This window comes from Aminobacter sp. SR38 (assembly GCF_014843375.1).
GTDB lineage: Bacteria > Pseudomonadota > Alphaproteobacteria > Rhizobiales > Rhizobiaceae > Aminobacter > Aminobacter ciceronei.
In genome coordinates, this window is the sequence record NZ_CP062112.1 from 5,079,241 (window position 1) to 5,105,846 (window position 26,606).

Annotated in this window: 26 protein-coding genes; 18 read left to right on the forward strand and 8 right to left on the reverse strand. The window is 63.8% G+C overall.

What is annotated here, in order from left to right; genetic code table 11:
- Nucleotide 1 precedes the first annotated feature (1 nt).
- The 14 genes from murG to IG197_RS24875 all read left to right on the forward strand — a co-directional run bounded on the left by murG (nt 2) and on the right by IG197_RS24875 (nt 16,795).
- On the forward strand, nt 2-1,129 hold the full coding sequence (murG, locus tag IG197_RS24810; protein ID WP_192315550.1) for an undecaprenyldiphospho-muramoylpentapeptide beta-N-acetylglucosaminyltransferase: 1,128 nt from the start codon (nt 2-4) through the stop codon (nt 1,127-1,129).
- Entirely contained in the window at nt 1,126-2,532 is a 1,407-nt protein-coding gene (gene murC / locus IG197_RS24815) for a UDP-N-acetylmuramate--L-alanine ligase (protein ID WP_067960396.1), read from the forward strand. Before murG ends, murC begins: the two co-directional genes overlap by 4 nt.
- Nucleotides 2,529-3,494 (forward strand): UDP-N-acetylmuramate dehydrogenase, encoded by a 966-nt coding sequence (gene murB / locus IG197_RS24820; RefSeq protein WP_192315552.1) that lies wholly within the window; start codon nt 2,529-2,531, stop codon nt 3,492-3,494. Before murC ends, murB begins: the two co-directional genes overlap by 4 nt.
- A gap of 349 nt (nt 3,495-3,843) precedes the next feature.
- Nucleotides 3,844-4,770: a D-alanine--D-alanine ligase gene (locus IG197_RS24825; protein ID WP_192319960.1), complete on the forward strand. Its 927-nt coding sequence runs from the start codon at nt 3,844-3,846 to the stop codon at nt 4,768-4,770.
- On the forward strand, nt 4,758-5,699 hold the full coding sequence (locus IG197_RS24830) for a cell division protein FtsQ/DivIB (RefSeq protein ID WP_305866572.1): 942 nt from the start codon (nt 4,758-4,760) through the stop codon (nt 5,697-5,699). Before IG197_RS24825 ends, IG197_RS24830 begins: the two co-directional genes overlap by 13 nt.
- Entirely contained in the window at nt 5,696-7,006 is a 1,311-nt protein-coding gene (gene ftsA, locus IG197_RS24835; protein WP_192315555.1) for a cell division protein FtsA, read from the forward strand. The genes IG197_RS24830 and ftsA overlap by 4 nt, the downstream gene beginning before the upstream one ends.
- 70 nt (nt 7,007-7,076) lie before the next feature.
- On the forward strand, nt 7,077-8,765 hold the full coding sequence (ftsZ, locus tag IG197_RS24840; protein ID WP_067960410.1) for a cell division protein FtsZ: 1,689 nt from the start codon (nt 7,077-7,079) through the stop codon (nt 8,763-8,765).
- 276 nt (nt 8,766-9,041) lie between these two features.
- The gene (gene lpxC, locus IG197_RS24845; protein WP_115731432.1) at nt 9,042-9,977 is read left to right on the forward strand and encodes a UDP-3-O-acyl-N-acetylglucosamine deacetylase; all 936 of its coding nucleotides are present in this window, start codon (nt 9,042-9,044) and stop codon (nt 9,975-9,977) included.
- 182 nt (nt 9,978-10,159) lie between these two features.
- The gene (locus tag IG197_RS24850) at nt 10,160-11,029 is read left to right on the forward strand and encodes an outer membrane protein assembly factor BamD (protein WP_067960420.1); all 870 of its coding nucleotides are present in this window, start codon (nt 10,160-10,162) and stop codon (nt 11,027-11,029) included.
- A 10-nt stretch (nt 11,030-11,039) separates the two neighbouring features.
- Nucleotides 11,040-12,716 (forward strand): DNA repair protein RecN, encoded by a 1,677-nt coding sequence (gene recN / locus IG197_RS24855; protein ID WP_192315557.1) that lies wholly within the window; start codon nt 11,040-11,042, stop codon nt 12,714-12,716.
- 130 nt (nt 12,717-12,846) lie between these two features.
- The gene (ligA, locus tag IG197_RS24860; protein ID WP_192315559.1) at nt 12,847-15,003 is read left to right on the forward strand and encodes an NAD-dependent DNA ligase LigA; all 2,157 of its coding nucleotides are present in this window, start codon (nt 12,847-12,849) and stop codon (nt 15,001-15,003) included.
- 8 nt (nt 15,004-15,011) lie between these two features.
- A complete protein-coding gene (locus IG197_RS24865) occupies nt 15,012-15,620 on the forward strand; it encodes a 3'-5' exonuclease (RefSeq protein ID WP_192315561.1) in 609 nt (202 codons plus the stop codon).
- A 153-nt stretch (nt 15,621-15,773) separates the two neighbouring features.
- A complete protein-coding gene (locus tag IG197_RS24870; RefSeq protein ID WP_246340994.1) occupies nt 15,774-16,502 on the forward strand; it encodes an AzlC family ABC transporter permease in 729 nt (242 codons plus the stop codon).
- Complete coding sequence (locus IG197_RS24875; RefSeq protein WP_192315563.1) at nt 16,499-16,795, forward strand: AzlD family protein; 297 nt, start codon at nt 16,499-16,501, stop codon at nt 16,793-16,795. Before IG197_RS24870 ends, IG197_RS24875 begins: the two co-directional genes overlap by 4 nt.
- 48 nt (nt 16,796-16,843) lie before the next feature.
- Here the strand turns inward: IG197_RS24875 and IG197_RS24880 are convergent, their stop codons facing one another.
- The 4 genes from IG197_RS24880 to IG197_RS24895 form a co-directional block, all read right to left on the reverse strand.
- Nucleotides 16,844-18,673 (reverse strand): aminopeptidase P family protein, encoded by a 1,830-nt coding sequence (locus tag IG197_RS24880; protein WP_192315565.1) that lies wholly within the window; start codon nt 18,671-18,673, stop codon nt 16,844-16,846.
- 83 nt (nt 18,674-18,756) lie between these two features.
- The gene (locus IG197_RS24885) at nt 18,757-19,629 is read right to left on the reverse strand and encodes a 50S ribosomal protein L11 methyltransferase (protein ID WP_192315567.1); all 873 of its coding nucleotides are present in this window, start codon (nt 19,627-19,629) and stop codon (nt 18,757-18,759) included.
- Between the two features lie 21 nt (nt 19,630-19,650).
- The gene (locus IG197_RS24890) at nt 19,651-20,229 is read right to left on the reverse strand and encodes an SCO family protein (protein ID WP_154386678.1); all 579 of its coding nucleotides are present in this window, start codon (nt 20,227-20,229) and stop codon (nt 19,651-19,653) included.
- 34 nt (nt 20,230-20,263) lie between these two features.
- Nucleotides 20,264-20,467 carry a hypothetical protein gene (locus IG197_RS24895; RefSeq protein WP_154386677.1) on the reverse strand — a complete coding sequence of 68 codons (204 nt, stop codon included), beginning with the start codon at nt 20,465-20,467 and terminating at the stop codon, nt 20,264-20,266.
- Between the two features lie 120 nt (nt 20,468-20,587).
- Here IG197_RS24895 and IG197_RS24900 point away from each other — a divergent pair, with 120 nt between their 5' ends.
- The 4 genes from IG197_RS24900 (at nt 20,588) to IG197_RS24915 (ending at nt 22,718) form a co-directional block, all read left to right on the forward strand.
- Nucleotides 20,588-21,076 carry a CreA family protein gene (locus IG197_RS24900; RefSeq protein ID WP_182575652.1) on the forward strand — a complete coding sequence of 163 codons (489 nt, stop codon included), beginning with the start codon at nt 20,588-20,590 and terminating at the stop codon, nt 21,074-21,076.
- A gap of 36 nt (nt 21,077-21,112) precedes the next feature.
- A complete protein-coding gene (locus tag IG197_RS24905) occupies nt 21,113-21,754 on the forward strand; it encodes a DapH/DapD/GlmU-related protein (protein WP_154386675.1) in 642 nt (213 codons plus the stop codon).
- Nucleotides 21,755-21,816: 62 nt separating this feature from the next.
- The gene (locus tag IG197_RS24910) at nt 21,817-22,197 is read left to right on the forward strand and encodes a low affinity iron permease family protein (RefSeq protein ID WP_192315569.1); all 381 of its coding nucleotides are present in this window, start codon (nt 21,817-21,819) and stop codon (nt 22,195-22,197) included.
- A 218-nt stretch (nt 22,198-22,415) separates the two neighbouring features.
- Nucleotides 22,416-22,718, forward strand: a complete 303-nt coding sequence (locus IG197_RS24915; RefSeq protein WP_192315571.1) for a hypothetical protein — start codon at nt 22,416-22,418, stop codon at nt 22,716-22,718.
- A gap of 72 nt (nt 22,719-22,790) precedes the next feature.
- On the opposite strand, the gene IG197_RS24920 is transcribed toward IG197_RS24915, so the two are convergent.
- From IG197_RS24920 to IG197_RS24935, 4 genes are all read right to left on the reverse strand, one after another.
- Nucleotides 22,791-22,982, reverse strand: a complete 192-nt coding sequence (locus IG197_RS24920; protein WP_154386673.1) for a DUF1059 domain-containing protein — start codon at nt 22,980-22,982, stop codon at nt 22,791-22,793.
- A gap of 139 nt (nt 22,983-23,121) precedes the next feature.
- A complete protein-coding gene (locus IG197_RS24925) occupies nt 23,122-24,126 on the reverse strand; it encodes a HAMP domain-containing sensor histidine kinase (RefSeq protein ID WP_246765240.1) in 1,005 nt (334 codons plus the stop codon).
- Entirely contained in the window at nt 24,123-24,815 is a 693-nt protein-coding gene (locus IG197_RS24930; RefSeq protein WP_192319962.1) for a response regulator transcription factor, read from the reverse strand. The genes IG197_RS24925 and IG197_RS24930 overlap by 4 nt, the downstream gene beginning before the upstream one ends.
- 5 nt (nt 24,816-24,820) lie before the next feature.
- Nucleotides 24,821-26,332, reverse strand: a complete 1,512-nt coding sequence (locus IG197_RS24935; protein WP_192315573.1) for a DUF4173 domain-containing protein — start codon at nt 26,330-26,332, stop codon at nt 24,821-24,823.
- Nucleotides 26,333-26,606: the final 274 nt, after the last annotated feature.

The window sequence follows — 26,606 nt, forward strand, 5'->3', positions numbered from 1 at the left end:
CATGGCCAAGGGAACTGTCATGCTTGCCGCCGGCGGGACCGGCGGCCATCTCTTTCCGGCCGAGGCGCTGGCACATGAACTGACCGCGCGCGGCTGGCAGGTGCATCTCGCCACCGACGACCGCGCCGAACGTTTCGCCGGCAAGTTTCCGGCTGCGGCCATTCATCCGATTTCATCGTCGACCATCGGCTCGAAGAACCCGATTGCGCTCTTGCGCGCCTTCTGGAGCATCTGGCGCGGCGTGCGCCAGGCCTCGAAGGTCATTGCCCAGATCAAGCCCTCCGTCGTCATCGGATTCGGCGGTTATCCGACTCTGCCGCCGCTCTATGCCGCGACGCGGCGTTCCGTGCCGTCGATGGTGCATGAGCAGAACGCCGTGATGGGGCGCGCCAACAAGGCGCTTGCAGCCAGGGTCGATGCGGTCGCCGGCGGCTTCCTGCCCGAGAATGCCGGCGCCAATAGCGCCAAGGTCGTCGTGACAGGCAATCCGGTGCGCCCGGCTGTCATCGAGGCGGCGAAGACGCCTTACATTGCGTCGACCGGCGCGGATGCCTTCAATCTGCTGGTCTTCGGCGGCAGCCAGGGCGCGCAGTTCTTTTCCGACGCGGTTCCTGGTGCAATCGCGCTATTGAGCGAAGCGCAGCGCAAGCGCCTGTGTGTTACCCAGCAGGCACGCGTCGAGGATGCCGACAAGGTCAAGGCGGCCTATGCCAAGCTCGGCATCGCCGCCGACGTGTCGCCGTTCTTCGGCGACATGGCGCAGCGCATGGCGGCAGCGCATCTGGTGATCTCGCGCTCGGGTGCCTCGACGGTTTCCGAGATTGCGGTCATCGGCCGCCCGGCATTTCTGGTGCCTTATCCCTACGCGCTCGACCACGACCAGGCGGCGAACGCCGCGCGACTGGCTGCAGCCGGCGGCGGCGAAGTGCACCCGCAGGCAACGCTTTCGCCTGAGCGCATTGCCGGGCTGATCGGGGGTGCGATGGAGGATCCGGCGCGCATGGTGACGATGGCGGCTGCCGCCAAGTCAGTCGGCAAAGCGGACGCCACACGGTTGCTCGCCGACCTCGCAGAGGCTATTGCGTCCAAAACGCCCGTTTCGGAATTCAAGAAGGGAGTGCGGTCATGAAGATGCCGCAGACCATCGGCCTCGTGCATTTCATCGGCATCGGCGGCATCGGCATGAGCGGCATCGCCGAGGTGCTGCACAATCTCGGCTACAAGGTGCAAGGCTCCGACCAGTCCGAGAGCGCCAACGTCCAGCGCCTGCGCGACAAGGGCATCGAGTGCTTCGTCGGTCACAAGGCCGAGAACCTTGGCGACGCCGAGGTGATCGTCGTTTCGACCGCGATCAAGAAGACCAATCCCGAACTGCAGGCGGCACGCGAGAAGCTTCTGCCCGTCGTACGCCGCGCCGAAATGCTGGCCGAGCTGATGCGCTTCCGCAACGCGGTCGCCATCGGCGGCACCCACGGCAAGACCACGACGACCTCGATGGTGGCGACGCTGCTCGATGCAGGCGGGCTCGACCCGACCGTCATAAATGGCGGCATCATCAATGCCTATGGCACCAACGCCCGCATGGGCGAAGGCGAGTGGATGGTGGTCGAGGCCGACGAGAGCGACGGCACCTTCCTCAAGCTTCCGGCCGACGTCGCCGTCGTCACCAACATCGACCCCGAGCATCTCGACCACTACGGCACCTTCGACAAGGTGCGCGAGGCGTTCCGCCAGTTCGTCGAGAATGTGCCGTTCTACGGTTTTGGGGTGATGTGCACCGACCATCCCGAGGTGCAGGCGCTGGTCAGCCACATCGAGGATCGCCGCGTCATCACCTATGGCGAGAATGCCCAGGCCGACGTGCGTTTCACCAATCACCACATGGAAGGTGCCGTTTCGGTCTTCGACGTTGTCATCCGCAACCGCAAGTCGGCGACTTCGACCACCATCGAGGGCCTGCGCCTGCCGATGCCAGGCCGCCACAACGTCTCGAACGCCACAGCTGCCATCGCGGTTGCCACCGAACTCGGCCTTTCTGCCGAAGCGGTGAAGCGCGGGCTGTCGTCGTTCGGCGGCGTCAAGCGCCGCTTTACCCATACCGGCACCTGGAATGGCGTCGAGGTGTTCGACGACTACGGCCACCACCCGGTCGAGATCAAGGCCGTGCTGCGCGCGGCGCGCGAAGCCACCGCCGGCCGCGTCATCGCCATTGCCCAGCCGCACCGCTTCACCCGCCTGCGCGACCTGTTCGACGATTTCTCGGCCTGCTTCAACGACGCCGATACCGTCATGATCGCGCCCGTCTATACGGCCGGCGAGGATCCGATCGACGGCGTCAACTCGGAAGCCCTGACGTCCCGCATCCGTGCCGGCGGCCATCGCGACGCGCGTTACATCGATGGCCCGGCTGCCGTGGCGCCGGTCGTGCGCGAACTGGCCATGCCGGGCGACTTTGTCGTCTATCTCGGCGCCGGCAACATCACACAATGGGCCTACGCCCTGCCGGGCGAGCTCGCCGGGGGCGGATCGTGATCGGAGGCGAGGCGCTCATAGCCAAACTCGGCGACCGGCTAACCGGCCTGCGCGGACGCCTCACGCCCAGCGCCGAGATGGAGAAGATCACCTGGTTCCGTGCCGGCGGCCTTGCCCAGGCGCTGTTCCAGCCGGCTGACGAAGAGGATCTGGCTGCCTTCCTGAAGGCTGTGCCGGAAGAAATCCCTGTCATGGTCGTCGGCATCGGCTCCAACCTCCTGGTGCGCGAGGGTGGCATTCCTGGCTTCGTGGTTCGGCTGTCGGCCAAGGGGTTCGGCGAGGCCGAGGCAATTTCGGCGACCGGCATAAAGGCTGGTGCTGCGACGCCCGACAAGCGCGTGGCAGCCCTTGCGCATGACAACGGCATCGGCGGCTTTCATTTCTACCACGGCATTCCCGGCGCCATCGGCGGCGCCTTGCGGATGAATGCGGGCGCCAATGGCGTCGAGACGCGTGAACGCGTCGTCGAGGTCCGCGCGCTCGACCGCAAGGGCGACCTGCATCTGCTGTCGAATGCCGACATGGGCTACAGCTACCGTCAATCGGCTGCCGCAGCCGACCTAATCTTCACCTCGGCGACCTTCGAGGGTTATGCGGAGGACAAGGACGCCATCAAAGCGGCGATGGATGCGGTCCAGCACCATCGCGAGACGGTGCAGCCGATCCGCGAGAAGACGGGCGGCTCGACCTTCAAGAATCCCGAGGGAACCTCGGCCTGGAAGGAAATCGACAACGCCGGCTGCCGCGGACTGATGATCGGCGGCGCACAGATGTCGCCGCTGCATTGCAATTTCATGATCAACACCGGCAACGCCAGCGGCTATGATCTCGAGTATCTTGGCGAGACGGTGCGCAGCCGCGTGCTCGAGAATTCGGGCATCCGCCTGCAGTGGGAAATCAAGCGTCTCGGCAACTTCAAGCCCGGCCACGAAGTGCAGGAATTCTTGGGGCAATTGCTCTAGGCAGCGCGCTCCGCCGGAGCAGCAGGAGCCTGTCAAGGCCATCCGAAATGACGATCTTCGAAAGGCCTCGGCGCATCCTCGCCGGGGCCTTTTTTGCGACCCGAATTCCGCCTTTTCCTCTGGTCATCCTGCAGGTCAACGGAAGTCGCATTGGTCATGAAATTGCAACGAATTCCAATCGGCTCTTGCCACGGAATCAAGTCTCTGATTCTCTGACCTAAAGCGTTTCCTGATTTGAGTCGCGTGACGCGTAGCCCGCGTTTCCAGCCGGAGGTCCAACTTCCGGGTGCTCTTTTTTTGATCTTTGGAAACAAGGCGTTGTGTCCGAGTCGAGAGGGGATCTCAGGGGATGAAGTCAAAGCACGTCGCTGTCCTGATGGGCGGGTTTTCGTCCGAGCGGCCTGTGTCCCTGTCGTCTGGCAATGCCTGTGCCGAAGCGCTCGAGCAGGTCGGTTATCAGGTCACGCGAGTGGACGTCGATCGCGATGTCGGCGCAGTGCTTTCGGCGCTCAAGCCGGATGTCGCATTCAACGCCCTGCATGGCCCCTTCGGCGAAGACGGCACCATCCAGGGCATCCTCGAATATCTCGGCATTCCCTACACCCATTCCGGCGTGCTGGCCTCGGCACTGGCGATGAACAAGGAGCAGTCGAAGAAGGTGGCCAAAGCTGCCGGCATTCCGATTGCCGAATCCAGGGTTCTCGACCGTTTTGCCATCGGCAACCAACACCCGATGACGCCGCCTTACGTGGTCAAGCCGGTGTCCGAAGGGTCGAGCTTCGGTGTCGTCATCGTCAAGGAAGACCAGTCGCATCCGCCGCAGGTCATCTCCTCATCCGAGTGGCGCTACGGCGACACGGTGATGGTCGAGCGTTACGTCCATGGTCGTGAGTTGACCTGTGCCGTTATGGGTGATGTTGCGCTTGGCGTCTGCGAGATCGTTCCGACCGGTCACGCCTTCTACGATTATGATTCAAAATATGTCGCCGGCGGATCAAAGCACGAATGCCCCGCGAAAGTTTCACCGAATATTTACCAAAAAATACAAACACTGGCGCTCAAGGCTCACCAAGCGATCGGGTGCCGGGGCGTCTCCCGGTCTGACTTCCGGTACGACGACCGCCATTCCGAAAATGGAGAGGTCGTCTGGCTGGAGGTCAACACTCAACCCGGCATGACGCCGACGTCGCTGGTGCCTGAGATAGCCGCCCAAGCCGGGCATTCGTTTGGTGAGTTGTTGAGTTGGATGGTGGAGGACGCTTCGTGTTTGCGTTGAGGTCGGGACAGAACAGAACGATGGGTGGCTCGGCGCCGCGCGTCTTCGGGCTGCCCTTGTCCGCGGAGCATTTCGTGCTGCCGCGGCTGCTGCGCAAGCCGGTTCGCATGCTGTCGCGCTTCGGGCGTGGGGAGTTCACTCCTCCGCCCTATGCTGCGTCGATGCTGACGGCTGCCTTCCTTGCCGCAAGCTCGCTTTATGGCGCCTATCTCGGTGGTCACTTCCCGGCGATGGTCCAGGGTGTGACCGCTCGCAGCGGCTTTGCCGTCGACCAGATCAAGGTCTCGGGCAATCGTGAAACCTCCGAAATCGACATTCTCGACAAGCTCGAGCTTGATGGCTGGACTTCGCTCGTCGGCTTCAATCCGGAAGAGGCGCGCGAGCGTATCGTCAGCTTGCCCTGGGTGCGCGATGCCGCTGTTCGCAAGGTCTATCCCGATACGATCGAGGTTCGCATCGACGAGCGTGACGCTTTTGCGATCTGGCAGCACGGAAACCAGCTCAGCGTCGTCGAGAAGGACGGCAAGATCATCGCTCCTTATGCTGGCGGGCGCCAGGCCACGCTGCCGCTGGTCATCGGCTTTGGTGCCGCCGACCGTGCCGCCGACTTCGTCGCCAGGGTTCAGGCGTTCCCCGCGCTTGCGTCGCGGGTAAAAGGCTACATTCGCGTCGGCGAACGGCGCTGGGATCTGCGTCTCGACAACGGCATCACCGTCAAGCTGCCCGAGAATCAGGTCGATGCAGCGCTTGCCGATCTTGCCGATCTCGACCGCGAGAACGCGCTGCTGACCCGTGACATCGCGGCCGTCGACATGCGTTTCAGTGACCGGCTGGTCGTGCAGTTGACGCCGGAAGCTGTCGAGCGGCGCGCCGATCTGCTGAAAAACAAGCCGAAAGCCCTCAAGGCGAAGGCGGAGAAGAGAATATGAGCTGGCTGGGCGGTCAAAAGGATCCGGTTTCGCGTCGCTCGGGCATCCTTACGGTGCTCGATGTCGGTTCGAACAAGGTCTGTTGCGTGGTCGCCAAGCTGAAGCCGGCCGAAGGCAGTCAGCTGCTCAAGGGACGTACCCACCAGGCCCAGGTCATCGGCATCGGCCACCAGAAGTCGCAGGGCGTGAAGTCGGGCGTGGTCGTCGATCTCGACCGCGCCGAACATGCCATCCGTCTCGCCGTCGACGCCGCCGAGCGCATGGCAGGCCTTACCGCCGACTCACTGATCGTCAATCTGTCCGCCGGCCGCATCAAGAGCGAGGCGTTTTCGGCAACCATCAATCTCGGCGGCCATGAGGTCGACGAAGCCGACGTCCAGCGCGTGCTCGCCGCCGGTGCCAAGCAGGCGCTGAGGGCAGAGCGCGACGTCATCCACTCGCTGCCTGTCGCCTTCTCGCTCGACGCCGAGCGCGGCGTGCGCGATCCGCGCCGCATGGTCGGCGACACGCTTGGCGTCGACATGCATGTGCTGACCGGCGATTCGGCGCCGATGCGCAATCTCGAGCTCTGCATCAACCGCTCGCACCTGTCGGTTGAGCATATGGTGGCTACGCCTTACGCAAGTGGCCTTGCGGCACTCGTCGACGACGAACTCGAAATGGGTGCTGCCTGCATCGACATGGGCGGTGGCACGACCACGCTTTCGGTCTTTGCGGAAGGGCGCTTCGTCCATGCCGACGCCATTCCTGTCGGCGGTAATCACGTCACCATGGATATGGCCAAGGGCCTGTCGACGCGTCTCGACGATGCCGAGCGGCTCAAGGTCATGCATGGATCGGCGCTGCCCGGCACCACCGACGACCGCGACATGATCAGCATCCAGCCGATCGGCGTCGACGACAGCGAAGTTCCGCTGCAGATCCCGCGTTCTGTCATGACGCGCATCATCCGCGCCCGCATTGACGAGACGCTGGAACTGCTGCGCGACCGGCTCAACAAGTCGGGTTACGGCAATGCCGTCGGCAAGCGCGTCGTCCTCACCGGCGGTGCCAGTCAGCTCGTCGGCCTGCCCGAGGCAGCGCGACGCATTCTCGGCCGCAATGTGCGCATCGGCCGCCCACTCGGCGTGGCAGGTCTGCCGGAGGCGGCCAAGGGGCCGGCTTTCGCGACCGCCGTCGGGCTTCTCATCTACCCGCAGATGGCCGGCATCGAGAGCCAGTCTGCGAAAGGGATTTCCCGTTACAGGGCAACGGGAACTGGCGGAAAACTGCATCGCATGAGTCAGTGGTTGAGAGACAGTTTTTAGGAATTGACGGGGGCAGCCCCATTACCGGCCGCACGGCGAAGCGGTTCGAAAGGCAAAAAGGACGAGGACTATGACGATCAATCTGCAGAAGCCGGACATCACTGAGCTCAAGCCCCGCATCACCGTGTTCGGTGTCGGCGGTGGCGGCGGCAACGCTGTCAACAACATGATCACCGCTGGCCTGCGCGGCGTCGAGTTCGTCGTGGCCAACACCGATGCGCAGGCACTCACCATGTCGAAGGCCGAGCGCCTCATCCAGCTCGGCGCGCATGTCACCGAGGGCCTGGGCGCGGGTTCGCAGCCGGAAGTCGGTCGCGCCGCCGCTGAAGAGTGCATCGACGAGATCATCGACCACCTGTCGAACACGCATATGTGCTTCGTCACCGCCGGCATGGGCGGCGGCACCGGCACCGGTGCTGCTCCGGTCGTCGCCCGCGCCGCTCGCGAAAAGGGTATCCTGACCGTCGGCGTCGTCACCAAGCCGTTCCACTTCGAAGGCCAGCGCCGCATGAAGACGGCCGATTACGGAATCGAAGAGCTGCAGAAGTGCGTCGACACGCTGATCGTCATCCCGAACCAGAACCTGTTCCGTCTGGCCAATGACAAGACGACCTTCGCGGACGCCTTCGCCATGGCCGATCAGGTGCTGTATTCGGGTGTTGCCTGCATCACCGACCTGATGGTCAAGGAAGGCCTGATCAACCTCGACTTCGCCGACGTCCGTTCGGTGATGCGCGAAATGGGCAAGGCGATGATGGGCACCGGCGAAGCTTCGGGCGAGGGCCGTGCGATGGCCGCCGCCGAAGCAGCAATCGCCAACCCGCTGCTCGACGAAACCTCGATGAAGGGCGCCAAGGGCCTGCTCATCTCGATCACCGGCGGCCGCGACCTGACCCTGTTCGAAGTCGACGAAGCTGCCACCCGAATCCGCGAGGAAGTGGATCAGGACGCCAACATCATCCTGGGCGCCACTTTCGACGAAGACCTCGAAGGCGTCATCCGCGTGTCGGTCGTCGCCACCGGCATCGACAAGTCGGCTGCCGACATGGCTGCTGCACCGCTGACCATCCGTCAGGCGCCGAAGCCGGCACAGCGTCAGGTCGAGGCACCGCGTCCTGTCGTGCAGGCTGCTCCTGTCGAACAGCCGCGCATGGAAGTGCGCACCAACGATCCGGTTGCCGAGGCCATCCGCCTTGCCGAAGCCAATGCCGCCGCGATGGCGCAGCCGCGTCCGGCCGCTCCGGCTGACGACTTCCGTCCGCAGAGCAAGCTGTTTGCCGCTCCGCCGGCCCAGCCGCAGGTCCAGCAGTATCAGCCGCAGCAGTTCCAGCAGCCCGCACCGCAGCCGGTTGCCCAGCCGCAGATGGCACCGCAGCGCGAGATGATGCAGCCGGCCCAGGTTCAGCCGCGCATGCCGCGCGTCGAGGACTTTCCGCCGATGGTCAAGGCCGAGGTCGAAGCCAAGGCTCAGCCGGCCGAGCAGCATGAGGATCGTGGTCCGATGGGCCTGCTCAAGCGCCTGACCAGCGGCCTGACCCGCCGTGAGGAAGAACCGGCACGCCTGCAGCCCGCGCAGCCGCGCGAGCCCAAGCTGCGCCAGCCGGCGCCCGAGCAGCGCCGCATGACCAGCCAGGAATCGCAGATGTACGCGCCGCGCCGCGGACAGCTCGACGAACATGGCCGCCTGGCGCCGCAGGCACGGACTCAGGAGGACGATCAGCTGGAGATTCCAGCGTTCCTTCGCCGGCAAGCCAACTGATCTGTGAACGGCCGGTAACACTGTTTGAAAGGCGGGCGTCTCGACGCCCGCCTTTTGCTCTGAAAAGATAAGTTAAAACATGAGCTTGGCGGGGCGAGTCGAAGCGTCCCTGCAGTTACACAGAGTAAGAAACCGTGATTTGGAGTCTCTCACCCGGAAGACTATCTTCGCGCCGATTAAGGTCGCTGACGGGTATTGTGGGGATGAGGTCCCGTCTGGCGAGCATAAGAGCCGTGCGCCGTGGTGTGGCGAAGCGGACGTGGTGAGTACGGGCATATGGGGATCGACTTGCAGGACTATCAGACAACACTCAAATCGCGTGTCACCCTGTCGGGCGTTGGCGTTCACAGCGGCAAGCCGGTAGCCATCCATTTCGCGCCGGCAGACGCGGATACGGGCGTGGTGTTTCAGGTTGCTGACCGAGAATTTCGCGCAATTGTGTCAGAAGTGGGTGCGACCGATCTTTGCACCTTGCTCGGCGATCCCGCCGGCCAGCACGTTGCCACGATCGAACACCTGATGGCCGCTCTGTTCGGCCTCGGTATCGATAATCTGCTGATCGAAGTCGAAGGCGCTGAAATCCCGATCATGGACGGCAGTGCCGCGCAGTTCGTTGAGGCCATCGACCTGGCCGGCATCGAAGTGCAGGGCGTCAAGCGCCGCTACATCCGCGTTCTCAAGCCGGTACGAATCGAAAGCGGCGCCTCCTGGGCCGAGTTCCGTCCCTATGGCGGCACGCGATTCGAGGTCGAGATCGATTTCGAGAGCCCAGCGATCGGGCGCCAGTCCTTTGCTTCCGATATCAACGACGACATATTCCGCCGCGAGATCTCGCGCGCCCGCACCTTTGGTTTCATGAAGGACGTCGAGCGCCTGTGGGCAGCCGGCTATGCGCTTGGTTCGTCGCTCGAGAATTCAGTGGTCATCGGCGACGACAACCACATCATCAACATGGAAGGCCTGCGCTTCTCCAACGAGTTCGTGCGCCACAAGACGCTTGACGCGATGGGTGACCTGGCACTCGCCGGCGCGCGCTTCATCGGCTGCTTCCGTTCCTATCGCGGTGGCCACCGGCTGAACGCCGCTGCGCTGCGCCGCCTGCTTTCTGACAGGTCGGCTTTCGAAGTCGTCGAGACGTCGCGCCGCGAGCGCGGGCGCTCGGCCGAACTTATCGCTGTCAGCGCCGCAGTCCACGCGCCCTGGACCCTCTGACGGCCGGCAATCGCCTGGAGGTGGTGTGACCTTGTTGCACCACTTGGCCGGCGAAATGGCATGCGCCATTGCGTGCCACAAAATTGCGCGATTGGCGGCTGATAGCGTTGCCCGGCAAAGCCAGTTGTGATCTATGGCCATTGCCTAAAAGCGAAACAGCGCCAAAGGGGCGGAACTCTGTGATGTCATTGATACGAGCCGATCGATCGAAATTGCGCGTGAAGCCTCTGGTTGTGGCGCTTTCGCTCATCGCTCCGACGCTTGCACTGTCCGGCTGCATGTCCGGCGAAGCCGATGTCGATCTCGCGACCTATGTCGAGCAGACCGAGCCGGCCGATGTGCTCTACAATCAGGGCCTTGCCAACCTCAACGCCGGCCGCCTCAAGGAGGCCAGCCGCAAGTTCGAGGCCGTCGACCGTCAGCACCCCTATTCGGAGTTCGCCCGCAAGTCGATGGTGATGGGCGCATTCGCCAGCTATCGCCAGGGCTCCTATGAAGAGGCCATCAACTCGGCCAAGCGCTATCTCGCGCTTTATCCCTCGACCGACGACGCGGCTTACGCACAGTACATCATCGGCCTCAGCTACTTCCGCCAGATTCGCGACGTGACGCAGGATCAAAAGGAAGCTCGCCGCACCATCGAGGCGATGACCGAGGTGGTTCAGCGCTGGCCCGCATCGGAATATGTCGACGACGCAAACGCCAAGATCCGCTTCGCCCGCGACCAACTCGCCGGCAAGGAAATGCAGATCGGCCGTTATTATCTCGAGCGCCGCGAATTTATCGCCTCGGCAAAGCGATTCCGCAACGTGGTCGAGAACTATTCGAACACCCGCCACATCGAAGAAGCGCTCGCCCGCCTGGTCGAGACCTACTACGCGATGGGCCTGACCTCGGAAGCCCAGACAGCTGCCGCCGTGCTTGGCCAGAATTATCCTGACAGCCAGTGGTACAAGGATTCGTACAAGCTGCTGCAAACCAATGGCCTAGAGCCCCGCGAGAATGCCGGTTCCTGGATTTCCAAGGCCGGGAAGATGTTCTCCGGCGCCTGACCAGAAATAGATGCTCTCGCGCCTGTCGATCCGCGATATTGTCCTGATCGAACGGCTGGACATCGATTTCACGCCTGGCCTGTCGGTGCTGACCGGTGAGACCGGCGCGGGCAAATCCATCCTTCTCGACGCATTGTCGCTCGCGCTCGGCGCGCGCGGCGATGCATCGCTCGTCCGCCACGGTGCCACGCAAGGGCAGGTGAGTGCGGTCTTCGACGTGCCGCGCAACCATCCGGCGCGTACGCTGCTTGCCGACAATGCCATCGACGACGATGGCGACATTATCCTGAAACGCGTCCAGACCGCCGACGGGCGCACGCGCGTCTTCGTCAACGACCAGCCGTCCAGCGTCACGCTGATGCGCGACATCGGCCGCGCGCTTGTCGAAATCCACGGCCAGCACGACGATCGCGCGCTTGTCGACGCCGGGGCGCATCGCGATGTGCTCGATTCGTTTGGCGGTCATGTCGGCGAAGCCAAGGCCACTGCCGACGCGTGGAAGTTGTGGCGCGGTGCCGAGCAGGAGCTGTCACGCCATCGCGCCCGCGTCGATGCCGCCGCGCGCGAGGCTGAATATCTGCGTGCCTCGGTGACCGAACTCACCAAGCTCGATCCCCAGCCGGGGGAGGAGAGCGAACTCGCCGAGCTGCGTGCCGCGATGATGCGCGTCGAAAAGATCGCCTCCGAAATCCAGGATGCACAGGACGTGCTGTCGGGCTCGTCGTCGCCGCTGCCGCAGCTTGCCAGCCTGTTGCGCCGCCTGCAGCGCAAGGCGGCCGAGGTGCCGGGCCTGCTCGATGAGGTGGTGAAATCGCTCGACGAGGCGATGATCTCGCTTGATGCGGCGCAATCCGGCGTCGATGCCGCCCTTCGCGCCACCGAATATGACCCGCAGCGGCTGGAAAAGGCTGAGGAGCGGCTGTTTGCCCTGCGCGCGGCTGCACGCAAGCACAATGTTGCCGTCGACGACCTAGCCAGGCTGCGCGACACGATGGTTGCCGACCTCGCCGACCTCGATGCCGGCGAGGAGCGGCTGCAGGTGCTGGAAACGCAGGCGAGGACCAGCCGCGATGCCTATGATCGCATCGCTGCCAGTCTGTCGGAGCTCCGCAAGACTGTGGCCGAGAGCCTGCGCAAGACCGTCATGGCAGAGCTGCCCGAGCTCAAGCTCGAACGCGCCGAATTCATCGTCGAGATGTCGAGCGAAGCCGACAATCGCATGCAGGAAGGTATCGATCAGGTCGAGTTCTGGGTGCGCACCAATCCCGGCACCCGACCGGGCCCGATGATGAAGGTCGCCTCGGGTGGCGAGCTGTCGCGTTTTCTCCTCGCGTTGAAGGTGGCGCTTGCCGATCGTGGTTCGGCACCCACACTGGTGTTCGACGAGATCGATACCGGCGTGGGTGGCGCGGTTGCCGACGCCATCGGCCAGCGGCTGGCACGGCTGTCCCGCCGGGTGCAGGTGCTGTCGGTCACGCATGCGCCGCAGGTAGCGGCCCGCGCGGCGACGCATTTCCTGATCTCCAAGAAGGGCAACACCGACAAGGTGGCGACCGGTATCCACGAGATGGACCGTACCGCGCGCCAGGAGGAAATCGCGCGCATGCTGTCTGGCGCCTCGATCACCGAGGAAGCGCGCGCCGCCGCCGAGCGCCTGCTGCGCGAGAACACGGCTGTCCTTTCCTGACCACGCGATTGCGGCTCCCATGTCAGGAGCCTTCGCGATGCTGCTGATTTGACGTGGAATTCGGTCCGGGCGGCTCCCGCTCGACAGCGTCCTGATCTATGGTGGCCGCGTTTTCAGCCGGAGCCGTACCATGTCCGACAAGCCAGTCGATTCGCTGAGCGAGACTGAAGCCGCGGCGGAGCTTGCGCGGCTGGCCGAAGAAATTGCCGGCCACGACCTGCGTTATCATGCCGAGGACGCGCCGACGATTTCGGACGCGGATTACGATGCGCTGCGCCGCCGCAACCTCGCCATCGAGCAGCGTTTTCCGCAACTGGTGCGTGAGGACTCGCCGTCCAAGTGGGTGGGCGCCGCCGTCTCCGAGAAATTCGGCAAGGTCACCCATGTCGTGCCGATGCTGTCGCTGGACAACGCCTTTGCCGACGAGGACGTCAGCGAGTTCGTCGGCCGCATCAGGCGCTTCCTCAGGCTGTCCGCCGACGAGCCGGTGGTAATCACCGCCGAGCCCAAGATCGACGGCCTGTCGCTGTCGATCCGCTACGAGAACGGCCGGCTGGTGACGGCGGCGACGCGCGGCGACGGCCAGGTCGGCGAAAACGTCACGGCGAACGCCCGCACCATCGCCGACATTCCGAACGTGCTGAAGGGCGACTTTCCCGAGGTGCTGGAAGTGCGCGGCGAGGTCTATATGAGCCACGCCGACTTTGCCGAACTCAACCGGCGCAATGCTGAAGCTGGCAAGCAGATTTTCGCCAATCCGCGCAATGCGGCCGCCGGTTCGCTGCGCCAGCTCGACACGTCTATCACTGCCAGCCGTCCGCTGCGCTTTTTCGCCTATGCCTGGGGCGAGGTCAGCGACATGCCGGCCGACACCCAGATGGGCATGGTCGAGGCTTTCAAGACCTACGGCTTCAAGACCAATCCGCTGATGAAGGTGTTCGACAGCGTCGACGGCCTTTTGTCGCAGTACCGGATGATCGAGGCCAATCGCGCCGGGCTCGGCTACGACATCGACGGCGTCGTCTACAAGGTCGACCGGCTCGACCTGCAGCAGCGGCTCGGCTTCGTCTCGCGTTCGCCGCGCTGGGCCATCGCGCACAAGTTCCCGGCTGAAAAGGCGACGACGACACTGCTCGGCATCGACATCCAGGTCGGCCGCACCGGCTCGCTGACGCCGGTGGCGCGGCTGCAGCCGGTGACGGTGGGCGGTGTGGTGGTCACCAACGCCACGCTGCACAATGAGGACTACATCAAGGGCCTCGGCAACAGCGGCGCGGCCATTCGCGACGAGGATCATGACATCCGCGTCGGCGACACCGTCATCGTACAGCGGGCAGGTGACGTCATTCCGCAGATCCTCGACGTCGTCCTGGAGAAGCGCCCGGCAGGAGCGCAGCCCTATCTGTTCCCGACGCGCTGCCCGGCCTGTGACAGCCATGCTGTCCGCGAGGAGGGTGAGGTGGTGCGCCGCTGCACCGGCGGCCTGATCTGTCCGGCACAGGCCGTGGAGCGCCTTCGCCATTTCGTCTCGCGCAATGCCTTTGACATCGAGGGCCTGGGCGAGAAGCAGATCGAGTTCTTCTTCCAGTCGCAGGACCCGGCATTGCATGTCGGCTCGCCGGCGGACATCTTCACGCTGAAGCGGCGACAAGAAGGATCGCTCACCAAGCTCGAGAACATCGATGGCTTCGGCGCGACATCGACTCGCAAGCTGTTTGCGGCCATCGACGACCGCCGCCAGGTCGAGTTCTCGCGCTTCCTGTTTGCGCTCGGCATCCGCCACATCGGCGAAACCAATGCCAAGCGCCTGGCGCGCCACTACATCAATTTCGAGACCTTCCGCGCCGCTGGTGTTGCTGCCGTGATGCCTGAGGGCAAGGGTGACAAGGGCAATGCCGCTTGGCAGGAGCTGACCGGCGTCAACGGCATCGGCGCCATCGTCGCCGAGGCGGTGGTCGAGTTCTTCGCAGAGGAGCACAACAGGCAGGTGCTCGATGCGCTGCTTGCCGAAGTGACGCCGCTTGACGAGGAGCGTATCGGCGACGTGTCGTCACCCGTTTCGGGCAAGACGGTGGTATTCACCGGCTCGCTCGAAAAGATGTCGCGCGACGAGGCCAAGGCGATGGCCGAGAAGCTTGGCGCCAAGGTGGCGGGCTCGGTGTCCAAGAAGACCGACCTCGTTGTGGCCGGCCCAGGTGCTGGCTCGAAGCTCAAGGCGGCGACCGATCTGGGTATCGAGGTGATCACAGAGGACCAGTGGTTCGAACGCGTCGGGCAGGCGGGCTGACAGACGTCATGCGAGCACTTGCCATCGACTTCGAAACTGCCAATGAGCAGCGGAGCAGCCCGTGCTCCATTGGCCTTGCCTGGATCGAGGACGGCGCGGTCATCCGTGTCGAGGAGCGACTGATCCGCCCCCGGGACATGCGGTTCTCGCGCTTCAACATTGCCGTTCACGGCATACGGCCCGAATATGTCGAGGACGCGGCCGAATTTCCCGAGGTGATGGAGGAGTTCGAGGACGATCTCTCAGACACGCTTGTGATCGCTCACAACGCGTCCTTCGACATGAGTGTGCTCAGGGCGAGCTATCAGCTGTATGGCACTGTCAGTCCTGACATCGACTACATCTGTACGCTCAAGATGGCGAAGAAGGTGTGGCAGGAGCTAACCTCCCACCGGCTCAACGAGGTGTCGCGCCATATCGATTTCTCCTTCAGGCACCATAATGCTGCAGAGGACGCGCATGCCTGCGGCGAGGTGGCGCTGGCAGCCGCGCGCAAGCTGAACGTCTCGGCGCTGCGCGACCTGCCGATCAAGCTCGACATGACGATGGGCCGGCTTCATGCCGGCGGTAATGTGCCGTGCTCGGTGAAGCGGCCGCCGAAGGCCAAGAAGCGCTGATCGTTGGCTCAACCGAATTGATGTGACACGCCAAGCCGGCTGACTTATTCAGACCCCGCGCAAGCTATGGAGCCTTGGCCGAACTCGTTCGGCCTGTATCGTGCATTCCAACGCTCAAAATTCGATCTGGGGCCGATGCGCCACGGAGGCCTAATGTCTGATCGTCGCGGTGAATTCTTGCAGGGCATGCGATTGAGCGTGCCGGTGGTGGTCGCGTCGGCGCCCTTTGCCATCCTGTTCGGGGCGTTGGCCGTCGACAACGGCTTCTCCGTCGTCGAGGCGACACTGATGAGCGCCTCGATCTATGGCGGCGCCAGCCAGCTGGTCGGCATCGAGTTGTTCGGCCAGCATGTCGCGCCGTGGCTGGTGGTGCTATCGATCTTCGCCGTCAACTTCCGCCACGTTCTCTATTCGGCTGCTGTTGGCAAGCACATCGACCATTGGCCGTTCCTGAAGCAGGCCATCGGCTATTTCTTCCTGGTCGATCCGCAATATGCCGAGGCCGAGCGCAAGGGCGAGAATGGCGAGCAGGTGACCTTTGCCTGGTACATGGGCATGGCGCTGCCGATCTATGTCTTCTGGGTCGCCGAAAGCGCGCTCGGCGCGCTGTTCGGGCGGCTGATTCCCAACCCCCATGCCATCGGGCTCGACTTCCTGCTGCCGATCTATTTTCTCGGTTTGGTGATGAGCTTCCGCAAGCGCCCGCGCTGGCTGCCGATCGTCGTTGCCAGCGCCGTTGCCTCGATGATCGCCTACAAGACCGTAGGCTCACCCTGGCATGTTTCCATTGGGGCGCTGGCCGGCGTGCTGTTTGCGGCGGCGATGCCGGTCAGGTCCGACGAGAGCCTGACGAGCGAAGAAACGGCGGAGGTGGTGTCATGAGCACGACGCTTTGGATCATCATTGCCGGCGCTGTCGCCACCTATCTGACCCGTATCGGCGGCCATCTCGTCATTTCGCGTTTCGAGCGCATCCATCCGCGCGTCGAGGCGGGCCTGAACGCGGTGCCGGCTGCGGTTCTGACGACGCTCGTGGCACCCGCGGCACTCTCGGCCGGTCCGGCTGAGCTGGCAGCGCTTGCCGTGGCAGCCGTTGTTGGACTGCGTGGTGGCCTGATGACGATGTTTCTGGCAGGCGCTGCCGTGTTGATTGCCATGCGGCATTTCATCGGCTGAACGAAAACCGGCCGCATGAAGCGGCCGGTCGTTTTCATTACACGCTGATCAGGCGATCTGCGCCGTCGCCTTTTCCAGCCACGCCAGCGTTTCGCCGTCGAGCATCGGTCCGATCTCGGCCAGCACGCGGGCATGGTAGGCATTGAGCCAATCCAGCTCTTCGCGGGTCAGCAGGTCGGCGCGCAGCAGGCGCTGGTCGAAAGGCGCCAGCGTCAACGTCTCGAAGCCGTGCATGGCGATGTCGCCGCCGGGCAGCTCGGCGGTTGGCGTCACCAGGATCAGATTTTCCAGCCTGATGCCGTAATGGCCTTCCTTGTAGTAGCCGGGCTCGTTGGACAGGATCATGCCGGCGAGCAGCTTTTCCATGCCGGTCTTGGCGATGCGCTGCGGGCCTTCATGAACAGCGAGATAGGACCCGACGCCGTGGCCGGTGCCGTGGGCGTAGTCGAGGCCGTTCTTCCACAGTGCGATGCGGGCGAGCGCGTCGATGTCGGCGCCACGCGTGCCTGCGGGAAACCGCGCCAGCGAGATCGCGATCATGCCCTTGAGCACCAGGGTAAAACGCTCGCGCATCTCCTCGCTCGGCTTGCCGACCGGCATGGTGCGAGTGATGTCGGTGGTGCCGTCCTGATATTGCGCGCCCGAATCGAGCAGGAACAGTTCACCCTCGGCCAGCACCCGGCTCGTCGCTTTCGAGACGCGGTAATGCATGATCGCGCCATTGGCGCCGGCACCCGAGATGGTGTCGAACGAGACGTCGCGGAGCGGCATCTGCGTTTCCTCGCCGGTCTGGCGGCGGCATTCCTCCAGCTTGGTCACGACGGCGATCTCGTCGAGGCTGCCGGGATTCTGCCGGTCGAGCCAGCACAAAAGCTTGGCGACAGCAGCGCCGTCACGGCGGTGGGCAGCGCGCGAACCGGCGATCTCCTGGGCATTCTTGGTGGCGCGGGGCAGGCGGGCCGGGTCGGGCGCTTGCACCACCGTGCCGCCATTGTCCTCGATCAGGGCGCGCAGCCTGTCGGCGGCAAGCACCGGGTCGAGCGCGATCTTCGCACCAGATTTGGCAAGGGCCGCGACCGCGTCGTCGAGCTTGCTCGGTGCCTTGATGTCGGCAAGCTGGGTGAGATAGGCCTCCTCGGTGCGGCCAAGCTTGCGCTTGTCCATGAACACGGCATGGCTGCCGTCGGCGGAGAGGATGGCGAAGCCAAGGGCAAGCGGCGTGTGGGGTACGTCGCCACCACGGATGTTGAACGCCCAGGCGAGCGACGACGGGTCGGTCAGGATCGCATGGGTGGCGCCGTCGTTCTCGATCGCTGCGGCGAGCCGTTTCAACTTGTCCTTGGCCAGTTCGCCGGCAAAGGCCTCCGGATGGATCTCGACCGGGGCCAGCGGTGCGTCGGGCTGATCTTCCCAGATCGCGTCGATGGGGTTGCGGGCGAGGGGGACAAGCACGGCGCCGACCTTTTCGGTTGCCGTTGTCAGCGCCTTGACCTCGCCCATGGTGTGCAGCCACGGGTCGATGCCAAGCCTTGCGCCCTTGGGCAGGCTTTCCTTGATCCACACCGATGGCGGGTTGTCGATCAGGCTTTCGACGGTGAAGATGTCGAGATCGACCTCGTCGCGCACCTGCAGCGTGTAGCGCCCGTCGACGAAGATGTGGGCGCTGCGGGCGAGCACGATCGCCACGCCGGCCGAGCCGCTGAAGCCGGTCAGCCACCGCAGGCGATTCGAACGTGGCGGGACATACTCGCCCTGGTGCTCGTCGGCGCGGGGCACGACGAAGCCGTCGAGCCCGTTTTCCTTGAGCCATTGCCGGAGCAACGCCACGCGCGGCTTGCCGACGGTGGGATCGCCGGCTGAATCAAAGGACTGGAACATGGTGGTTTCCCGAAAGCTGGATGTCGGGCGAACCTATCCGCGCCGGCCGTTGCTGGCAACGCCGCCGGCTTGTGCCAGCGGGCTCAGTTCTTGAGGTGGATTGTCACCCAGCCTTCCCTGTGGAAGGTCTCGATGTGGCGGAAGCCTGCCGCGACATAGGCTTCGAGCACGGCGTCGTGCTGACGGTCGAGGATACCCGACAGCACGAGGGAGCCGTCGACCGCAAGGTTCGTGGCCATTTCGGGCGCCAGCAGCATCAGCGGCTGCGCCAGGATGTTGGCGACGATCAGGTCGAAAGGGCCGCGCGCGGCGAAGATCGGGTCGTCGAAGCCTGCGGCGGTGACCGTCTCGACGTGGTCGGCAGCACCATTGAGGCGGACATTCGCGGCGGCAACGTCGGTTGCGACCGGGTCGATGTCGGTTGCCAGTACCGGGATCGGCGCCAGCTTGGCGACTGCGATCGCCAGTACGGCGCTGCCGGTACCAAGGTCGAGCGCCTTGGCCGGTTTTTCCGCGGCCATCACCTTTTCGATCATCGCGAGGCAGCCTGCCGTGGTGCCGTGATGGCCGGTGCCGAAAGCGAGGCCGGCCTCGATCTCGATGGCGATCTGTCCGGGGCGCACGTCCTCGCGGTCATGGCTGCCATGAACGATGAAGCGTCCTGCCTGCACCGGCTTCAGGCCTTCGAGCGACTTCGCCACCCAGTCGACGTCGGGCAGCACCTCACGGCCCAGCGGGCCCTTGTGGCCTGCTTCTGCAACCACCTCGGCCATGCGGCGGGCAACGTCCTCGACATCGCCATCCGTGTAGAGCGAGACCTCATGGATATCGCGGTCCTCGTCGACCTCGATCACGGCGATCGGCCAGCCATCTTCCTCGAAGGCGGTTTCGAGGGCAGCGAAGATGCGGTTGGCGGCTTCGCGGCCGGTGGTAAAGTGCAGCCGTGTCTGGGTCATATCGGGTCCGGGAGAGGAGGGTCAGCCTTCCTTGGCAAGCCGCTTGAGCTTGGCAAGTGCGGTCTCTGGGTTCTCCTCATAGGCGATCGTGCCGAAGAAATCACCCTTGCTGTCGAGCAGCAGCACCGACGCCGTGTGATCCATGGTGTAGTCGCCGCCTTCGGTCGGCACCTTCTTGGAATAGATACCGAAGGCCTTGGCCATGGCTGCGATCTTGTCGGGCGAGCCGGTGATGCCGGTGATGCGGTCGGAGACGTTGCTGACGTAGCTGTTCATCACCTCGGGCGTGTCGCGCTCGGGATCGACCGAGACGAAATAGGCGCGGAGGTTCTTGCCTTCGTCGCCCATCTGCTTGAGCAGGCCGTCGAGCTCGAACAGCGTGGTCGGGCAGACCTCGGGGCAATGGGTGAAGCCGAAGAAGACAGCACTTGGCTGGCCGCGGAACGCCGCTTCGGTGATCTCGGCGCCCTTCTGATCGACAAGCACGAAGGGCGCACCGAAAGCCTGGGCGCTGGTCTTGCTGCTGTACCAGTCGAAGGTCAGCCAGCCGACGCCGGCGGCCATCAGGATCAGAATGCCGGCAAGGATCGTGCGCATCATCGATTGTGATTCCATGGTGTTATTGATGACCGGTTCAGAAGCACCAGGACATGCCGGCCTCGACCAGCGACATGAAGATGCCGGCGTCCTTGTCCAGCCAGGAGGCGAAGGCGAGGCCCGAAGCTGCCGCAAACGCCATCATGCCGAGCGCGATCCACGCGGTCGCCGAAAGCGATATGGGCAAGGCCTGTTTCATCAACCCTACATAGCGCGGCGCGTGATTTGCCAAAAGGGACATGTTGACGCTCTCATTCGTCCACAAAACACCTTTTCGCGAGCAGGATGCAGCGTCTCTGGCTTGCAAGGCGGGCGCGGGCGACCCAAGTGTGGACGACTGCAGCCAATTCAGGAGGCTTTCATGCGGCTTGCCCTTTCCGTCCTTGCGACCACCCTTGCGCTCGGCGCAGCATTGCCCGCCATGGCCCAGCAGGTGGGTGAGGTCGGCGTCGACTGGCTCGGCAACGACATCATCGTCGAGGCGATCAAGGACCCCAAGGTCGAGGGCGTCACCTGCCACGTCTCCTATTTCGACCGCGGCGTGATCGACCGGCTGCAGAAAGGCAACTGGTTCGAGAACCCGTCGGACACCGCAATCTCGTGCCAGCAGACCGGACCGATCACCATTGGCGAGATCGACCTCGGCCAGGAGGGCGAGGAGGTCTTCAAACAGGGCATCAGCCTGATCTGGAAGGAGCAGGTGGTGAACCGCATCTACGACCAGAAAAACGAGACACTGATCTATCTCGCCCATTCGCGCCAAGTGCAGGACGGCTCGGCCAAGATGTCGATGACCACGGTGCCGCTCTATGGCCAGAACGTCGTCTGGGCCAAGGGCAAGCCGCAATAGCTTGCGGGCAGTGTGGCGCGGGCGTACATCCGCGTCATGGACGATCAAGCAGACCTTCGCTTCAAGGATGACGAACCGCGAATCCACCCGACGTCGGAGCTGAAAGGCTGCCGGCTTGGCCGCCATGTGATCGTCGGCGAGCGCGTCGTGTTGCGCGAGGTGGTGGTCGGCGACTACTCCTATTTCGAGCGCCACGCCGAGGCGATCTACACCACGATCGGCAAGTTCTGCTCGATCGCCGCCAATACGCGCATCAACGCGCTAGAGCATCCGATGGAGCGGCTGACCACGCACAAGCTGAGCTACCGGCCGAACGAGTATTTCCGCTATCTCGGCGTCGACAACGATTTCCGCGAGCGTCGCAGGGCTAAGCCCGTGATTATCGGACACGATGTGTGGGTCGGACATGGTGCGGTGATCATGCCCGGTGTGAGCATTGGCAATGGAGCGGTGGTCGGGGCGAATTCCGTGGTGACGCGCGACGTCGCGCCGTTCGAGGTTTTTGCCGGCGTGCCCGCAAAGAGGCTGAAGATGCGGTTCCCCGTCGAGGTTATCGCCCGCATCGAGGCGCTGGCCTGGTGGGATTGGCCGCGCGAAAGACTGTTCGAGGCGATCCCCGACATGCAGAGCCTGCCGATTGAGGCCTTTCTCGACCGCTGGGAAGCGAGGCAGGCCTAAGCGCCGGCTGCGGAACCCGAAGCGGGGCACGGTTGTTTCCTTCGCACCGAAGGGATGTGGCCATGTTCGAGAAGATTTTCACCAAGATCGCCAATAAGGTAGCGTACGCCGCCGGCCTGCCACTGACCTTTCTCGGCTGCTGCATTGTCGTGTTGGCCTGGGCGGTATCAGGTCCGGTGTTCGGCTTTTCCGACACCTGGCAGTTGGTGATCAACACCGGCACGACCATCATCACCTTCCTGATGGTGTTCCTGATCCAGAACACCCAGAACCGCGACGGTGCTGCGATCCAGGCCAAGCTCGACGAGCTGATCCGGGTCAGCACCGGCCACAACCATTTCATCGGCATCGAGCATCTGACCGAAACCGAGGTCGAGGAAATCCGCAAGAAATGCGAGCAAGCGGCCAAACGGCATGATGTCCGACCGAAAGCGAAGGGGTGAGTGCAGCGTCTCCTCGCAGACGAAGAAGTCCCTGCGCGTCGCATGCCTGGCGCTGCGTATGCTGCAGCGTCTTCATGCAGGCGCTTGGGATTTGGGAACAAAAACCACCGCGCGCAATTCCTGCGGCAGGCGTGAAAGTACTGTCCTCCGCTGCTCCCGGGCGGTTGACGATTGCCGCGGTCCGGAACAAGATTGTGGCGGGTAGGGTATGGCGTGGCGTGACTGACTGGCTGGATATCCTCAGAGAGCAGGCCGAGACCGGCGCCGAGATGGCGCGCGAGGTTCCGGCGACGCTCGCCAATCCCGACATCAGCCGCGATCAGGTCAAGAAGCTGTTTGCCGCGCTCGAACAGCAGGCCGAATTTGTCGAAAAGCTGAGGCAAGTGCTTGAGGCCAATGACTTCGAGCCGGAGGTGCTGGTTGCCGCCGAGGCTCTGGAGGACCGCTACGCCGAACTGGCGGCGTCGGCCGCCGAACGGCTGAAGGCAATGCGCAGCGGCGAGCCTGTGCGCCGGCAGTAGGACAGGGCATCACCACTCGCGATGCGTTGCTGAGCCCTGCATCAGCACCGGCAATATGTCACGAGCATCAAATCAGGCCGGCGGCGAGCCTATATGGATGGCTTTCCTGACCTCCGCGCGGAAATCCGGTGTGTCATGCTCGCCATGGACGGCGACCGCATGCTGGACGGCGGCGTTGACCAGTTCGTCCTCGTTGTCGGCTGCGATCGCCACGGTGCACTTCATTTCGCTCGGGAATTCACGGCAATCGATATATCTGCGCATCGTCTTCGCCTCCCTGCGATCCACAATTAGCGCAAACCTGATGTTATTCCTGCGCATGCGGGGCGGCAACCGGTAAGTGGCGGCCGCGGCGGTGGCTCTCGCCGACGTGATTGCCGGCAAGAGGCTGATCGTGGCAGTCCTATGCCGCCGGCAGCCTGATCTCGAAGCGGGTGCCCTTGTCGGCGCCGGCAAGCCTAATCGTTCCGTCATGGGCGTTGAGCAAGGCCGAGACGATGCCGAGGCCAAGGCCGGTGCCGCCGGTTTCACGCCGTGTGGTGAAGAACGGCTCGAAGATGCGGGCGCGGTTGTTGGGCGAGATGCCGCAGCCATCGTCGGTGGCAGCTATGGTGACAGTGTCGTCAAAGCTGCTGGCCTCCAGCACGAAACGGCCGGCGCCATGGCGCAGCGCGTTGTCGACGAGATTGGACAGGATGGCCGCGCCATTTTCAGCCGACATGGCAAAGCGGATGTCAGCGCCAGACAAGATCGACAGGTCGACACCTTCGACAGGAGCGAGATAGCCGAGAATCTCAGTGAGCGACGTGCTCTGGCCTGGCAGCGCTGCCTTGTCGGCGCGCGCCAGTTCGATCAGGCGGCGAACCAGGCGGTTCAGCCTGTCGGTGTCGGCGACGATGTTGTCGAGGAAGCGCGTTCTTGTGGCCGGATCCATGTCGTCGCTGGCGTCGCGCAGCAATTCGGCGGCGCCCTGGATCGCGGTCAGCGGCGATTTCAGCTCATGCGAGACGTGGGTGGCAAAGGTGCGAATCGTTTCGTTGCGGATCTGCAGCTTGCGCGCCATGTCGAGGAAGGCTTTGGACAACTCCGCCATCTCGCGCGTGCCGTGATGGGCAAGTGGCTGGAGGGCGTCCGCTTGCCCCTCGGCGATGCGCGCGGTTCTTTCCATCAGATCGTGCATGGGACGGGAGATGGTGCGGATGAAGACGAAGCCGATCAGCAGCGTGACGCCTGTTACAAGGGCCGCTGCGGCGACCGCGCCATGCGATAGAACGGCGGGCTCGGTGGCCGGTTCGAAGCGCTGCTGATAGAGCTGGAAGCTGAACAGCCCCAGTAGCGGCAGCGTCATGACGGTGGCAAGGATGGCCAGCACGACGAGGCCGAGGGGCGGGCGCCATTTTTCAGTCACGCGCCGCACCGCCCGAGGCGGAAGCCCATGCCATGGACGGTCTCGATCGCGTTGGAGCAACCCAAAGTTGCGAACTTCGCGCGGATGTTGCGGATGTGGCTGTCGACCGTTCGCTCCGAGACGTGGATGTTGGCGGCATGGCTGGCATCGATCAGCTGACTGCGGTTGAGGACATGCATCGGTTTCGTCATCAGCGCCTTGACGATGGTAAATTCGGTCGCGGTGAGGTCGATGTCTCGGTCATCGTAATTCACCGCGCGCCGCAAAGGATCGAGCACAATCAGGCCGTGACTGAGGCGTGCCGAGACGAATTCCGCCGGAGCCGGCCGTGCACGGCGAAGGATGACGTTGACGCGCGCCACCAGCTCTCGCGGGCTGAACGGCTTGGTGACATAGTCGTCGCCGCCCATCTCAAGCCCGAGGATGCGGTCGATTTCCTCGTCGCGGGCAGACAGGAACAACACGGGCACGTCGGAGGTTCGCCGAAGCCTGCGGCACAGTTCCAGCCCGTCCATCTCGGGCATGCCGACATCGAGCACGACCAGGTCGGGCATGCGGCGCTCTATGCGCGCCAGCGCTGCCATACCGTCGCCGACCGGCTCGGTCTCCATGCCGGCCTTGTCGAGGGCAAAGCAGATCACGTCGCGTATATGAGGGTCGTCGTCGACGACGAGGATATGGCGCGGCATCGTCGTCACTGCGGCTCTGTGCCGGAAGGCAAAGGCGAAGGCTGGTCGAGATACGCTGCCAGCCGGAAGTTCCGAAAACTCCAGGCACGCCAGTTCTGCAACTGCTCGCGAAACCGATCCGCCTCATAGTGGCGCGAGACGAGGCTTGTGCGCGCGACCGCGCCGGTATCACCCATGTGGTTCAGCACCACGTCGATTGCCGGGATGGCCTGGGGACCAAGCGAGCGCAGATAATACCAGTCCAATTCCGATCCTCCATCCATTGCGCGGCTGTGGCTGACATTGTAGTGGGCGATGATTGCGGCGAAGTTGATGAAGCAACTGACGTAGAGAACTGCAGAAAGCGTCAGCATGTTGGCACCGAAAAGCCATTCGTTCGACTTGTCGAGAGCGATGCGGGACATGATCAGGACGATGCCGATAGCGACCAGTCCCATCCAGACAAAGGCGGCAACGCGCCAGTAGGTCAGTGAATATGCGTCGATGTAGAGGTCGAGCCGCAGGATGGACGAGATGACCAGGACAAAGTTCTGCGCCGACCAGAGATAGACCAGGGCGCGGACGCGCCGATCGGCCGAGGTCGTGCTGCCCGGCCTCAGTGTGAGCAGCACGAAAATCGCCGCCAAGAGTGCCGTGACGATGAGAGCGTAGGCACCGCGATGGGCATAGGCGGCATAGGTGAGCCCAGCGGGCAATGCCACGCCGCCCCAGAGATAAGCGCCGTCGAGGACGGTCTGCAGCGCGAAGATAAGGTTGAACACGACAAGCGCGCGCAGGATCGCCGCCTTGCCGAAGAGCGACTGGTGCAGTCTGGCGGGCGGTTCCAAGTCTGCCTGTGCTTCGGCGATCGGCCGCGGTGTAAAGAGGCGCCATTTGGGTAGCCAACGCGGTAATCTTGGCCTGAGGAAGCTCCAGACGCTGCCAGCCACGACGAGCCAGAAGGCAATCCGCCAGACGTCAAGAAGGTTGAATATGGCCCGGACGTCGATCAGCGACATCCAGTAGCCGATGACGGGATTGGCGATGCCGAACAACGCGACGAACACCATGCCCAGAGCGACAGCCAGCGTCCAAGCGGTAAGGCTGCCAAGGCGCCAGATCTTGCGGCGTCCGGCCAGTTTCCGTAGCCGCGCGATGTCGAATGGCAGCCGGCCGGGGATTGTCAGGATAAAGCCGGCGATGCGCTTGAGGCAGTTTACCGGGCCGGATCGCAGGCGGGCCGAGACCGACAGAGCGAAGGCCGCCAGGCAAAGGGTCGCGACCGTCACCGAAAGCGGGCTGACATTTTCGGCGAGCGGGGCGAGAGCGAGCGCGGCGAGCACAATTTTGAGCGCGAGCGGGCGGGGACGGGGTCCCCGAGAATGAAATGCGATCATTGCACCAGCAGCCAGTGCGGCGAAGATGAAAAGCGAAATGTCCAGCGGCTGCCGGAACAGCAGAAAATCGGCTGCAAGGGTCAGCAGCAATGCGGCGCCAACCTTGGCGGAGATGGTGGACGGGGCATGGCGGAAGTTCATGCCCTACGCTCCAGCTTGCGGGGGAGTCCTGCCGGGCTGCAATATGTGCCAGGGAAGGGCGTGATCGCCTGAGGTGGCGCTGGATCAACCAGCCACCATGCTTCAGTGAGCAGCCGTTTGGGCAGCTGGCGGGGCGTGCGGTGCGTGGGGCTCGATGTCGTTTGCATATGACATCAATGCCGTTGCAGCGGGTGGGTATGGTGGCTGGAACGAGGAGATATTCAGGAGTTTCGTGCAGATTTCGTGCAGAGGGTTGAAGGTCGACCTGGCAAGT

Coding starts and splice junctions, on each gene's coding strand:
- IG197_RS24870 (WP_246340994.1), top strand. CDS start 15,774: ATGTCTGATCGTCGCGGTGAATTCTTGCAGGGCATGCGATTGAGCGTG.
- ligA (WP_192315559.1), top strand. CDS start 12,847: ATGTCCGACAAGCCAGTCGATTCGCTGAGCGAGACTGAAGCCGCGGCG.
- IG197_RS24875 (WP_192315563.1), top strand. CDS start 16,499: ATGAGCACGACGCTTTGGATCATCATTGCCGGCGCTGTCGCCACCTAT.
- IG197_RS24850 (WP_067960420.1), top strand. CDS start 10,160: ATGTCATTGATACGAGCCGATCGATCGAAATTGCGCGTGAAGCCTCTG.
- ftsZ (WP_067960410.1), top strand. CDS start 7,077: ATGACGATCAATCTGCAGAAGCCGGACATCACTGAGCTCAAGCCCCGC.
- IG197_RS24880 (WP_192315565.1), bottom strand. CDS start 18,673: ATGTTCCAGTCCTTTGATTCAGCCGGCGATCCCACCGTCGGCAAGCCG.
- IG197_RS24905 (WP_154386675.1), top strand. CDS start 21,113: ATGGACGATCAAGCAGACCTTCGCTTCAAGGATGACGAACCGCGAATC.
- IG197_RS24825 (WP_192319960.1), top strand. CDS start 3,844: ATGAAGTCAAAGCACGTCGCTGTCCTGATGGGCGGGTTTTCGTCCGAG.
- ftsA (WP_192315555.1), top strand. CDS start 5,696: ATGAGCTGGCTGGGCGGTCAAAAGGATCCGGTTTCGCGTCGCTCGGGC.
- IG197_RS24885 (WP_192315567.1), bottom strand. CDS start 19,629: ATGACCCAGACACGGCTGCACTTTACCACCGGCCGCGAAGCCGCCAAC.
- IG197_RS24930 (WP_192319962.1), bottom strand. CDS start 24,815: ATGCCGCGCCATATCCTCGTCGTCGACGACGACCCTCATATACGCGAC.
- IG197_RS24935 (WP_192315573.1), bottom strand. CDS start 26,332: ATGAACTTCCGCCATGCCCCGTCCACCATCTCCGCCAAGGTTGGCGCC.
- murC (WP_067960396.1), top strand. CDS start 1,126: ATGAAGATGCCGCAGACCATCGGCCTCGTGCATTTCATCGGCATCGGC.
- IG197_RS24900 (WP_182575652.1), top strand. CDS start 20,588: ATGCGGCTTGCCCTTTCCGTCCTTGCGACCACCCTTGCGCTCGGCGCA.
- murG (WP_192315550.1), top strand. CDS start 2: ATGGCCAAGGGAACTGTCATGCTTGCCGCCGGCGGGACCGGCGGCCAT.
- lpxC (WP_115731432.1), top strand. CDS start 9,042: ATGGGGATCGACTTGCAGGACTATCAGACAACACTCAAATCGCGTGTC.
- IG197_RS24910 (WP_192315569.1), top strand. CDS start 21,817: ATGTTCGAGAAGATTTTCACCAAGATCGCCAATAAGGTAGCGTACGCC.
- IG197_RS24890 (WP_154386678.1), bottom strand. CDS start 20,229: ATGATGCGCACGATCCTTGCCGGCATTCTGATCCTGATGGCCGCCGGC.
- recN (WP_192315557.1), top strand. CDS start 11,040: ATGCTCTCGCGCCTGTCGATCCGCGATATTGTCCTGATCGAACGGCTG.
- IG197_RS24895 (WP_154386677.1), bottom strand. CDS start 20,467: ATGTCCCTTTTGGCAAATCACGCGCCGCGCTATGTAGGGTTGATGAAA.
- IG197_RS24865 (WP_192315561.1), top strand. CDS start 15,012: ATGCGAGCACTTGCCATCGACTTCGAAACTGCCAATGAGCAGCGGAGC.
- IG197_RS24920 (WP_154386673.1), bottom strand. CDS start 22,982: ATGCGCAGATATATCGATTGCCGTGAATTCCCGAGCGAAATGAAGTGC.